Origin of the sequence: Paenibacillus sp. USHLN196 (assembly GCF_037144955.1) — a bacterium.
In the GTDB taxonomy this organism is placed as follows: domain Bacteria; phylum Bacillota; class Bacilli; order Paenibacillales; family Paenibacillaceae; genus Paenibacillus; species Paenibacillus xylanexedens_C.
On record NZ_JBBCYH010000002.1, the window covers coordinates 195,849 to 208,400 of the forward strand.

12 protein-coding genes are annotated in these 12,552 nt (G+C 47.0%); all 12 read left to right on the top strand.

Going from position 1 to position 12,552, the window contains the following annotated elements; all coding sequences use genetic code 11:
* The first annotated feature begins 59 nt into the window (after positions 1–59).
* A complete protein-coding gene (locus WFI24_RS04155; protein ID WP_336759001.1) occupies positions 60–1,715 on the top strand; it encodes an extracellular solute-binding protein in 1,656 nt (551 codons plus the stop codon).
* A 326-nt stretch (positions 1,716–2,041) separates the two neighbouring features.
* Positions 2,042–2,488, top strand: a complete 447-nt coding sequence (locus tag WFI24_RS04160; RefSeq protein ID WP_336759002.1) for a tellurite resistance TerB family protein — start codon at positions 2,042–2,044, stop codon at positions 2,486–2,488.
* Positions 2,489–2,523: 35 nt separating this feature from the next.
* Positions 2,524–3,117, top strand: coding sequence for a TerD family protein (locus tag WFI24_RS04165; RefSeq protein ID WP_336759003.1), 594 nt, complete (start codon positions 2,524–2,526; stop codon positions 3,115–3,117).
* Positions 3,118–3,207: 90 nt separating this feature from the next.
* Positions 3,208–3,783 (top strand): TerD family protein, encoded by a 576-nt coding sequence (locus tag WFI24_RS04170; protein ID WP_336759004.1) that lies wholly within the window; start codon positions 3,208–3,210, stop codon positions 3,781–3,783.
* 93 nt (positions 3,784–3,876) lie between these two features.
* Positions 3,877–4,458, top strand: coding sequence for a TerD family protein (locus tag WFI24_RS04175; RefSeq protein WP_145321022.1), 582 nt, complete (start codon positions 3,877–3,879; stop codon positions 4,456–4,458).
* 26 nt (positions 4,459–4,484) lie between these two features.
* Positions 4,485–5,741: a TerD family protein gene (locus tag WFI24_RS04180; RefSeq protein ID WP_336759006.1), complete on the top strand. Its 1,257-nt coding sequence runs from the start codon at positions 4,485–4,487 to the stop codon at positions 5,739–5,741.
* Between the two features lie 132 nt (positions 5,742–5,873).
* Positions 5,874–7,076, top strand: coding sequence for an HpcH/HpaI aldolase/citrate lyase family protein (locus tag WFI24_RS04185; protein ID WP_336759627.1), 1,203 nt, complete (start codon positions 5,874–5,876; stop codon positions 7,074–7,076).
* Positions 7,006–8,439 (top strand): phosphoribosyltransferase family protein, encoded by a 1,434-nt coding sequence (locus WFI24_RS04190; protein WP_336759007.1) that lies wholly within the window; start codon positions 7,006–7,008, stop codon positions 8,437–8,439. Before WFI24_RS04185 ends, WFI24_RS04190 begins: the two co-directional genes overlap by 71 nt.
* Positions 8,436–9,587: a cysteine protease StiP family protein gene (locus WFI24_RS04195; RefSeq protein WP_336759008.1), complete on the top strand. Its 1,152-nt coding sequence runs from the start codon at positions 8,436–8,438 to the stop codon at positions 9,585–9,587. The genes WFI24_RS04190 and WFI24_RS04195 overlap by 4 nt, the downstream gene beginning before the upstream one ends.
* Positions 9,587–10,435: a hydrolase gene (locus tag WFI24_RS04200; protein ID WP_336759628.1), complete on the top strand. Its 849-nt coding sequence runs from the start codon at positions 9,587–9,589 to the stop codon at positions 10,433–10,435. Before WFI24_RS04195 ends, WFI24_RS04200 begins: the two co-directional genes overlap by 1 nt.
* Positions 10,436–11,485, top strand: coding sequence for an ATP-grasp domain-containing protein (locus WFI24_RS04205; RefSeq protein WP_336759010.1), 1,050 nt, complete (start codon positions 10,436–10,438; stop codon positions 11,483–11,485).
* 309 nt (positions 11,486–11,794) lie between these two features.
* On the top strand, positions 11,795–12,547 hold the full coding sequence (locus tag WFI24_RS04210) for a hypothetical protein (RefSeq protein WP_336759012.1): 753 nt from the start codon (positions 11,795–11,797) through the stop codon (positions 12,545–12,547).
* The last annotated feature ends 5 nt before the right edge of the window (positions 12,548–12,552 follow it).

Below are 12,552 nucleotides of genomic sequence, written 5' to 3' on the forward strand. Positions count from 1 at the left end.
GCAGGCTGCAGGTTAACCCGCATGGGTTCATATTACAGGAGAGAAAGAGGGTCTTACCTATGGCATTAACGATGAAGGCATGGATGAAGTCGGGTCTCGTTCTGGGCTTGATCGGTGGTTTGCTGGCGGGATGTACAGGAGATAACGGTAGCGAACAGGGGGAAGGCGAAGGCAACAGGGGGAACATCACGTCAACGATCTATGATCGGGGCGCGGTCCCGAGCGGCATGGGTACGATCGAAGATAACATGTGGTCCAAATGGATCAACGAGAATGGGCCGGCTAATGTAAAATATACAGCAGTTCCCCGCTGGGAATCCCAGTCCAAACTTAACGTATTGTTCGCTTCTGGCAGTGCACCGGATATTATTTTTGAATTCGGTACGCCTATCCGTAACACACTGTTTAATCAGAAACAGCTGATGCCGCTGGATGAGTTGATCGAGAACTCGAGCGTGGAATACAAAGCCTTGATGGAGAAATATCCCCAGCTCAAGAAGGCCGGCATTAAAAGCGATGGTAAGCTCTATGAAGTGGGACGTATGAACGAGGTGTTTCCACTGACGAGCTTTTTCATACGGGAAGACTGGCTGGAAAAGTTGAATCTGGAGGTACCGACTAATGAGGAAGAGATGCTGGCGGTAGCCAAGGCCTTCACGGAGAATGATCCCGATGGAAACGGAGCTAAGGATACATATGGCATCGGTGGATTTCAGTTCGGCGATACAGCGGGTCTATTCCGCTATATGTACAACGCCAACTGGGTGAATGTGGAGGACAAGGAGATGGTAGTCGGTCCCAACAACATGAAGGAAGCCACAGCATTCAAACGTGCATTGTATGAAGCAGGCGTGGTGGATAAGGACTTACTGACCGACAAGGATGGGGCCAAGGCGAAGCAGGATTTCCTGAATGGAAAAATCGGTATGTACGCGGCCATGACTTCGGATTATACAGGGTTTGCAGCGAAGGAACTGGATACACTGATGCAAAATGTTCCTGAAGCTAAATTAAAGGTCATCGCTCTGCCAACCACGTCCGTAGGACAGCACACGATGGTGTGGAATAACCCGGTTCAGATGACTGCAGCTGTGAATGCGCGAGCCAAAAATCCGGAAGCAGTCATGCAATATATCGATTTTCTGACCAAAACAGAGTCAGGCCGAACCTTCAAAAATGGATTTGAAGGCACGCATTATACGTTGAACGATCAAGGCTGTCCGCGTATCTCGGATCAGGAGAAATACAAGCAGGAGATCAGCTGGGCAGGCGATTACGCCATGCTGTATAGTCGCTTGGAGGAAGGCAAATGTGGGTACACTGAAATGTTGTTCAGCGAAGAGATTCCGTCGCAGAAGGAAGGACTTCGACTGTTTAAGGAAGCGCGTGAAGTATACATGACGGATCTTCCGGTGGGAGAGGGCGTTACCCATTCGGAACATATGCCGCAGTTGCCGAAGGAACTCCAGGTGAAGCTGACCAATGTGACGACAGCCATTAACGATATCTTTACCCGTTCCATCATTGGCGGCAGCAAATATACGGTGGAACAGGCTGCTGCAGAAGCACAGCAGAAGTGGGAACAGGGCGGTGGCCCGGAGATTGAAGCATGGTACAAAGACTGGTGGAGCAAGGAAAAGGATAATGTATTGGTCTGGGACGATTTCTATGAAATCTATGAACAGCAACAGGCTGATTTTGAAAAATCGAAGTGAATTCAAGGATTCAAATCATTCATAAGATTTATAATTTTGGTGTTGGTAGAAATAAGCGCTCTGATCCCCTGATCAGAGCCTTTTTACGTGAATATTTGCCTGAAAAATGAAGTGAATAGAAAGTTCTCGCATCTCGCTTGAAACTATATCCAGAACGATGCGTATGATAAGGTATTAATTGTTTTTTAATGTAGAATATTGCCGTATTTCAGAGTATAGTTAAGGAATAATTTAACTTATATTCAATCATGATGTAGTAATGAAAATTACTGAAAATCATGAAAAGGTGGAAAGAACACCATGTATGAAACTATTGGAGGTTGAGTATGAGTTCATTTAAAGGCTGGTTAAATTCAACAAAACAAGGACTTGAAGAGCAAGTCAAAAAGTTTAAAAATAAAGATTTTATGGACGCCGTAGTAGCAGGTTGTGCACTGGTTGCTTTTGCGGATGGTTCCATTGACGAAGCCGAGAAGAACAAGATGGCCGGTTATATTAAACTGAGTCAGGAATTGAAAGTATTCGACATGGGAGAAGTGATTACACGCTTCAATCATTACGTGGCGAACTTTGAATTCTCTCCGGAGATTGGGAAGCAGGAAGCGCTGAAAGCTATTGGGAAGTTCAAATCCAAGCCGGATGTAGGCCGCGTTATTGTGGGCGTGTGCAGTGCGATTGGTTCAGCTGATGGCAACTTTGATGATCAGGAGAAAAGAGTCGTTGCCGAGATATGCAATGTGCTTGGTCTGAACCCGAGTGAATTCAATCTCTAAGTAGCTATTTTACATGTGAAGGGAGGTGAAAATCAGTGGCAAGCATTAATTTGGTCAAAGGACAGAAGATTGATTTAACCAAAGGCAATGCAGGACTTACTGAGGTGATTGCTGGTCTCGGTTGGGACCCGGTAACTGCCAAAGGGTTCTTCGGAAGAAAGAAACAAGCGGATGTCGATTGTGATGCATCGGCGATCATGTTGAATGAAGAAGGCAAGTTGGTGAAGGACTCCAACCTGGTTTGCTTCCACAACAAGCAAAGTGCATGTCGTTCGGTTATCCATTCAGGTGACAATCTAACAGGTCAGGGAGACGGTGACGACGAACAGATCAAAATGGATCTGTCCCGTATTCCTGCTGATGTTCATAAAGTATTAATCGTTGTTAATATCTACGATTGCGTCAATCGCAAACAAGATTTTGGCATGATTGAGAAGGCTTATATTCGTATTCTGGATGGTAAAAATTCCAGTGAGCTGGTGAAGTTCAATCTATCCGATAACTACACAGGTTCAACAGCGTTGATCTGTGGTGAATTGTATCGTCATGGAAGTGAATGGAAATTCTCGGCAATTGGAGAGGGTTCCCATGCGGTACATATCAACGAACTCGCTCGTAAGTACTCCTAAGTACAAGATTTAATCTAATTCGACAATAATCCTAATATTCATATGTAACGATAACTACAATAAATTATAAATAAGCGAGGATGATCAACGATGGCAATTAATCTCTCCAAAGGTCAAAAGATCGATCTGACTAAAACGAATCCAGGTCTGACTAAAATTACAGTAGGTTTGGGCTGGGATACCAACAAGTATGATGGCGGAAAAGACTTTGACCTGGACGTATCGGTATTCTGTGCCAATGCAAGCGGTAAAGTAGAAGGCGAGAAAAACTTCATCTTCTTCAACAATCCACAAAATGAAAATGGTTCTGTTGTTCACACCGGTGACAACCGTACAGGAGATGGCGATGGTGATGATGAGCAGATCAATATCGACCTGCCTAACGTACCCGCCAATGTAGAGAAAATTGCATTCGCTATCACGATCTACGAAGCTACGGAACGTAGCCAGAACTTCGGACAAGTCTCCCGTGCTTATGTGCGAATCGTCAACGAAGCAAACAACGAAGAATTGATTCGTTTCGATCTGGGAGAAGACTTCTCCATTGAAACGGGTGTAGTTGTTGGTGAATTGTATCGTCATAGCGGCGAATGGAAGTTCAGTGCCATCGGTAGTGGTTACCAGGATGGATTGGTTGGATTGACACGCGACTACGGTTTGCAATAGGACGTACAGTAAGACTTACAGGATGGGAAGAACCGTCTCCTGGACGGTTCTCCTTTTCATTTAATCACATATCTTGGAAAGGTGGAAAAACAAATGACGATCAGTCTTGCCAAAGGACAACGTATTGACCTGACTAAGACCAATCCGGGCCTTACCCGTGTTGTGGTTGGGTTAGGTTGGGATACGAACAAATATCGTGGTGGAGTCGATTTTGACCTGGACGCTTCGGCTTTTTTGCTGTATGAAGATGGAAAAGCCAAAGGTACGGATGATTTTGTTTTTTACAACAATCCAAGCGGTGGTGCGGGTTCGGTCACACATACCGGTGACAATCGTACGGGTGAGGGTGACGGCGACGATGAGCAAGTAGTCGTTGACTTCAGCAAAATCCCTGCGCACATTCACCGGATCGGGATTACGGTAACGATCTATGATGGAGATGGACGAGGGCAGAATTTTGGACAAGTCTCCAACGCTTTTGTTCGTGTTGTTGATGCTGCAAGCGATCGGGAAGTGCTTCGTTTCGACCTGGGAGAAGACTACTCCACGGAAACGGCTGTGGTGTTCTGTGAGTTTTACCGTGCAGGTGCGGACTGGAAATTCCAGGCGGTAGGTAGCGGCTTTACAGGCGGACTATCTGCTTTATGCAAACATTACGGACTGGATGCACAATAACTTGGCATAAGAAAGGTGAGTCTGCTATGGCGATTTCTGTCGTGAAAGGCCAGAAGAGTGATCTGACCAAAACCAATCCGGGCTTGTCTCGTTTAACCGTAGGCATTGGTTGGGAGGCAGCTTCCGGAGTGGAACTGGACACATCGGCATTCCTTCTGGGTTCAGACAATAAAGTAGCTGGAGATGAGGATTTTATCTTCTATAACCAGCCTACTACCTCGTTCATCACGTATATGGATGGTGGGCAGGTTGGTGGCGAGAAGAAACAGTTCGCCATTGATCTTGGCAAAATCCCTGCCCGAATGGAGAAAATCGCCTTCAGCCTGACGATTCATGACGGTGAAGCACGACGCCATCATTTTGGACAGGTTCAGCATGGTTTTCTACGGTTTGCCAATGCAGCTACAGGTCAGGAAGTGATGAGATATGATCTGGGCAGCGGTTTTACAGTGGAGACCGCGATTGTCATCGGTGAATTGTATCGCCATAACGGAGAATGGAAGTTCAATGCTATAGGATCGGGTTTTGCAGGTGGCTTGAATGCACTATGTGCCAACTTTGGTGTGGATGTGGATGGTGGATCAGATTCTGCGCCAAGCACATCAACCATACCCTCGACAGCTGCACCGACTCCACCACCCCCGGTACCCGTACCTGAGCCGACGCCTGCTCCTGTGAATTCGATCAATTTCAGCAAAATTGAATTGAAGAAGAAAGGTGACACCATTAACCTCAAGAAAAATGCAGGGGGACTTGGTGAAATCCTGATTAACCTGAACTGGAATCAACAGGGCGGCAAAGGGTTATTTGGCCGTAACAAGAGTATTGACTTGGACTTGGGCTGCCTGTTCGAGATGAAGGATGGTACACGGGATGTGATCCAGGCCTTGGGACAAACATTTGGCTCGCTGAATCGTTTTCCTTATATTGCTCTGGATGGGGATGACCGGACGGGATCAGTTAAGACGGGAGAGAATCTACGGATTAATGGTGGCCGTATCTCGGAAATTGAGCGCATCCTGGTATTTACCTACATTTATGGCGGCGTGGCCAACTGGTCTCAAGTAGACGGTGTGGTAACCATCCAACAGAAGGATGGTCCAGATATCATTGTCCGAATGAATGAATACGGAAGTCCACTCGGCATGTGCGGCATTGCCATGTTACGCAATGTGAACAATGAGACATTCAGTATTGAACGAATTGTGCAGTTCTATAATGGGCATCAGGCGTTGGACGAGGCCCATGATTGGGGAATGCAGTGGGTTGCTGGAAGAAAATAATCATTCGTATTTATTCAATCCCTCCAGATTAAGGAGGGATTGGTTTTTATGCCCCGACAGCTTGAATCAATTCAGCAGATTGGCTATTGCCAAAGGTGCGAGGAGGAGACAATCCTGAAATATTTTAACTTTTTGAGTCTGGAAGAAGAAGATACTTTATTTTTCTCTTCACCCGTCTCGTTCAATCACCGGACTTCCAAAGATTTACTGGCATATGCTGTTGGGGCTGCTTTATATATGCCCGCGACCCGCACACATATCGCGGACGACATTATAAATGGTAAGCATGAAGGTCTGACGACCATTATTATTGATCTGGAGGACGCTGTGGGTGACGACCAAGTGGAGTTTGCCGAACAGTGTCTGGTACAGCATCTAACTCAACTGATGACTTATATGGAGACAGGCATGCTCAGTCAGGATCGAATGCCTCTTCTGTTTGCTCGTGTACGTTCACCACAACAGTTGGAACGTCTGATTGATACGTTGGGAGAACTGGTATCCATGCTGACAGGCGTGGCATTGCCTAAGTTCTGTGTGGGCAATGGAAGAGCCTATTTCGACCAGATCCGCAAGTATAATCAACGGAAACCGGATCATTATCCCGTTCTTTATGGAATGCCTATATTGGAGACTGCTTCAATAATCTATCGTGAGACACGTTGGGAGACCTTGCTGGACCTTCGAAACATCCTCGATGAGAACCATGAATATGTGCTCAATGTACGCATTGGTGCGACCGATTTCTCCAGCCTGTTTGGACTACGCCGCAGCCCGGAATTGACCATATACGATATCGCCACGATCCGTGATTGCATCTCGGATATTATTAATCTGTTCGGTCGGATGGATAAGCCGTACGTGATCTCGGGTCCAGTGTGGGAATATTTTAGCCAGCGGGAGCGCGTGTTCAAGCCTCAATTACGACAGACTCCATTCGAAGAAACTCTCGGCAAATCAGGGTTGCATCTGAGAATGAAATATATTACGAACACAATGGATGGATTGATGCGTGAAGTCATGATGGACAAGGAAAATGGAATTGTAGGCAAAACGATCATTCATCCTTCTCATATCAAGCCAGTACAAGCGATGTACGTTGTTACACATGAGGAATATTCTGATGCCCAAGACATCATCGCTCGTAATGACGGTAGCCTGGGTGTGTTCAAAAGTAATTACTATAACAAAATGAATGAGATTAAACCACACTTGAGTTGGGCAAATCGAATTCTAATCCGATCACAAATATATGGGGTGTTACATGAACAGCAGCATTTTGTCGGGCTCTTGCCCAAGCACGAACAACAAGACAACTACGTTCCCAATTCTTGATCAATTCAGTCTGCATGTTCAGGTCACACATAATCCGCTGCAACTGCCACTGGAATCGTTATTTTCAATGGCTGCACGAATCAATAAGAAACGTTCTTTTCTGTTTGTAAGCAGACTGCTGGGCAAGCATATCCCGGTTAACCCGTATACCTCGCTTCTAAGCGGCGCTGCATTGGCTGTTCTGTTATATGAGCACCTGACTGAAAAGACGGAAGAGACCAAAGATCAGATCACCGAGTGGAAACGGGAAATGGTCGAAGGATTGATTGATCCCAAGCAAGCCCGGCAGGTGTACAACATGCTGTTGCAAGAAAAATTGAGTTTGCCAGAAACGATTCGTTTTGTTGGTTTTGCCGAGACAGCTACAGCGTTGGGACACAGCATGTACGAGATGTTTGCTGATCATGCTTCCTACATTCACACCACTCGCGAATATGTTCCAGCGATGCGTCCGGATATTCAATTTGAAGAAGAACATTCCCACGCGATGGCTCATCGCTGTTATGCGTTGGATCACGAAGCTTTTGCAGGAGAGGGTCCTATTGTTCTGGTGGACGATGAGATTACGACGGGCAAAACGACGTTGAATATCATTCGGGATATTCAGGCCAGATATCCCCGGAAGCAATATGTGATTGCTTCACTGCTGGACTGGCGTACGGAAGCGGACGAGAATCGATTTGCCGAACTGGAAGTTGAGCTTGGGATTACCATTACACCATTAAGCCTGTTGAAGGGTCGCATTGAAGTGGTGGGTACTCCACAGTTGGAAGCAACACCCCAAGATGAGCAGCTGTCCCATCCTGCTGTAACACTTCAGATATCTACCGTTGCCGATGCCTTCGATCAGCTTCATGCCACTTCGGAGGATGGTGAAGGTAAACGTAGCACAGCGAGCTACGTCCAGCATACGGGCAGGTTTGGTATGCAATCCCGGCATAATGGCGTATTACGTCAGGAGATTAGTCGGATTGCAGAACGACTTCGGTCGCAGCGTAAGGGAGAACGGACTTTGGTGATGGGAACAGGGGAGTTCATGTACATTCCAATGCGTATTGCTGCCGAGATGGGAGAAGGCGTGTTGTATCAATCCACGACTCGCAGTCCAATCCACACCCATCCGGCTCCAGGATATGCTGTTCGTAGTGGTGCTGGATATGCCTCACCGGAAGACGCATCTGTTCGTAACTTTATCTACAACATCGCCCCGGGACAATATGACGAGATTTTTGTTCTGCTGGAGAGACAGATGTCCGAAGAACGAATGGAACCGATGGTGAAGGTACTGGAGCAGCTGGGATGCGGACACATTCATATCGTATACTGCGGCTTGCCAGAGAAGACAGGGGACAACGAGCAATGAACTTAACTACACTTGAGCTAATCAGACAACGTGAGATTCAGTCTCCCGCGCCGATGGGCAGCTATGCTGCATCCGACGTTGTTTTCCTACTGAAGGATATCAGCCATGTGGATCTGGAAAAGGGAACAGGTGAACGGGAGCAGGCGATCCAATCCGGGGTTCATTATTCGGAGATGTTACCTGTGGAATATCAGCCCACCGCCGAATACATCGAGCTGTTTCACCAGACGTTGGAACAATCCGCTGCAAGAATTGCACTTCATACCGCCATCGTGGCTGAGAAGATCGTAGAGCGCAGGGGCCTGAATCTTGTGCTGGTATCATTGGCTCGAGCGGGAACCCCTGTTGGCATCCTGATCAAGCGTTATATTGAATTGAAATACAAGGTGACGATTCCGCATTATAGCATTTCCATTATTCGTGGCAAAGGTATGGACGAGAACGCAATTTTATATATCTTACAGCAGCATGGGCTGGAAACAGCCATTCAGTTTGTAGACGGTTGGACCGGCAAAGGGGCTATTCGCAAAGTGCTGAAAGAATCCTGTGACCAAATGGAACGGACTTATGGCGTAAACCTTGATGATGATCTTGCCGTGTTGGCCGATCCGGGGCAATGTTCAGGCACCTTTGGGACAAGAGAAGATTATCTCATTCCTAGCGCTTGTCTGAATTCCACCGTCTCCGGACTGGTGAGTCGTACAGTGCTTCGGGATGATCTGATTGGGCCGACAGATTTTCACGGAGCCAAATGGTATCGTGAATGGTCCTCTGACGATGTGTCGAACCAATACGTGGATACCATTGCACGGCATTTTCCACAGGTGATGAATCAAGTGGAACTTCGTACGGACGCCAATGTTATCGGTACTTCGGAAATCACCTGGAAAGGCTGGCAGGATATTGAGTCCATTCAGCAATCCTTTGGCATTGCTAACATCAATCTGATTAAACCTGGAATCGGAGAAACAACCCGGGTGCTACTGCGCCGGGTCCCTTGGAAGATTCTTGTGGACCGTCTGGATAATCCGGATTTGCAACATATCATGATGCTCGCCAGAGACAGAAATGTGCCGGTTGAGGTATATCCGGGATTAACCTATTCCTGTTGCGGCATTATTCAATCCCTGGGAGGTGGCGGAGAATGATGATCTACGCAAGTGATCTGGACCAGACGTTGGTGTACTCCCGTCGTGCGCTCCGTATTCCCGAAGATACACCGGGACTTGTTCCCGCAGAGTGGATTAACGGCAAGTTGTCCGCTTTTATGTCAGCATATGCACTGGAGCGTTTGCAGTCTTTGCCGCAAGATATTGTATTTATGCCTGTGACGACACGTACTGTGGAGCAGTACCGACGCATTCATATTTTTCAGACCGAATGTATTCCGAAATATGCGGTGACGAGCAATGGTGGCAACATTATTGTTGATGGTCAGGTAGACAATGAGTGGAACCTGCATATTCGCTCTTTACTTCGTCAGCAGGCAGCCACTCCCGAAGAGATTCTGGATTTATTTGACGATGTACTCAGCCCGGAATGGGTGATTAATCAGCGATTGTGTGATGAGCTGTTCTATGCACTGCTGATCGAACGTGACAAGCTTCCAATGGAGCGCATTGCTGAGAAGATTCGGGTGTTAGAGACGCTGGGATGGGAGAGTTCAATTCAGGGTCGGAAGCTCTATCTGGTGCCTTCGGCCGTGAACAAAAGAGCTGCAGTGGAGCACATTAGGCAACGCATTGGCGATGTGCCTGTGATTGCTTCGGGCGATTCCTTGCTGGATCGCTGTTTGCTGGACTTTGCGCAGCATGCCATTGCTCCATCTCATGGGGAGCTGCATGTCGAGAGACAGCGTGTACCCGAGCAGGTACCGTATCAATTTACGGAACAATTCGGTGCTTTTGCAGCAGATGAGATTCTCGATTACGTTCACCGTATCCATAACGATCAACAGATCCAGATAGACCATGCCGAGATAAGGGAGACCGTATAAATGAAAAAAATGAAGATTTACTTCAACCGTTGGTTCTCTGTAACGTATCATTATATGAATGCAATTCGGGACAATGAGGATGGGTTGGAATTTGAGATCTACGGTACTCATCCTGATCCGGGACACATGGCATTACAGGGCTGTGATGTTGCAGAAGTTGAACCGCGTGTAACGGGCCGGGAATATGTTGATTTTTGCCTCGACTTTTGCCGTCGTCATCAGATTGATGTCTTTATTCCGCGCTGGAACATGCTGGACATCAGCAGACATATCTCCTTGTTCGAAGAGATCGGTACACGGGTTATCGTATGCTCGGATACGGAATTGCTGGAACAATTGATGGAGAAAGATCGCTTCTATGAATCAGTGCGTGAGAAGGGCATTATGGAGATTCCGGATTATTTCACGGTCAGTAATGCTGCACAATTCCAGCAAGCCTATGAGGCGCTGCGTGCACGTGGACACGATGTATGCTTCAAACCATGTAATGGGGAGGGCGGCATGGGATTCCGGGTGATTAACAATGAACGTGATCCGTTGCAGGAGTTATTCGGGTATGCGCTTAACTCGATTTCATATGAAGATGCCCTGCGTGCGTTCTCTTCTGCTCCGTCCTTTCCCAATGTCATGGTGATGGAGGTGCTGGAAGGATATGAATACAGTATTGATTGTCTTTCGGATCGCGATGGGAAACTATTAACGGCTATTCCGCGTAGAAAAGAAAGAGGACGCTTACGCTTGCTCGAAGAAAATGAGGAATTACTGGCAATTGCCCGTAATGTGGCAGAGGTATATCAGATTCCTTATAATTTTAATATTCAGATGAAATATCGCAAGGATACACCGAAGCTGCTGGAGATCAATCCGCGTATGTCGGGTGGGTTGCACATGTCTTGTCTGTCCGGCGTGAACTTCCCTTATCTTGCGGTCAAGTCTGCACTTGGTCATGATATTGGACCACTTTATCCGAAGTTTGGTCTTCTGGGAAGTCATATCGAACAGCCATTTATAATCGACGTTCAGAAGGTAAGCGGAGTACATCACGTCTAGCTGAGAATTTCCCTCAACGTTGACACCTTCTGGATGGTTTTTTTACAATACGGATAAGAGGTTATTCAAAAAGTCCACTTTTGATTACGAATAATGCCTTACGGCATCATCAGCATCGAAGTTGAAATTCAGCCGAAATAAGCGGGAGGCTTACGAAGTATGTTTCCTTGGGAAACATTGTGGTTGCTCACGTAGTTTTCCTTCCTACGCTCCGCTACTTCATTTCTATCTTCATTCCATCTTCTCGGTACTGAAACCAGACTTTTTGAATATGCACTTTATGTGTTGTTACAGGCAGGAGGACAAGTAATGTTACGGAAAACGAAGATAGGTATAGGCGCATTGGTCGGTTATGGTCTCGCGGCAATCTCGAGTCCCTTTCTACCGGATGTCATCACGTGGGCGATTCCGGCACTGGCAACTGTGGTGGGGGGACTGATTCCTTCACGTTCCACGCCACGTACACAGGTCCAGGGTTCGTCATCAGCACCTGTGCCCATTACAGACATTGGAAATGAAACATCTCGCTTGAACGGTGGACAAGCGCCGAGCGCAGTGCCAGCAGGGACTATAGAAGCTTCTCCGGCACAGCCTCATTCGAGTTCCGCTCCGGCTCAACATGCGAACTCAGAACAAGCGAAGCCTTCCCGGACTGAACCAGATCCTGTATTTGATCCGGTGATTGAGTACCTGGAGGTTCTGGAGGACATGATCATCTCCGAAGGTCAGAAGAACGAGCTGGATAATGAGATCGTGGAGAAATCACTGGCGTTGTTTGCCCGTCTGCAGCGTGTGATTCCTTCCCTTCAGGAACTGAACAACGGGGATATCAACCATACGGTGCGCAGACTGATTTTGAAAGACCTGAACGGTTTTATTAATCCATTTCTACGTTTGAGTGGAGAAGCCAAACGCAACAATCGGCGTATGCTTCTGAATGGTCTTCGAGACGTGGATTCCAAGATATCGGATATTGTATCAACGATTGAACATAAAGACTTAATGGAGCTCCAGAACAAAGCGGAACTGATACATCAACGGTATAACAGCTCTGAATTATAGGAGGG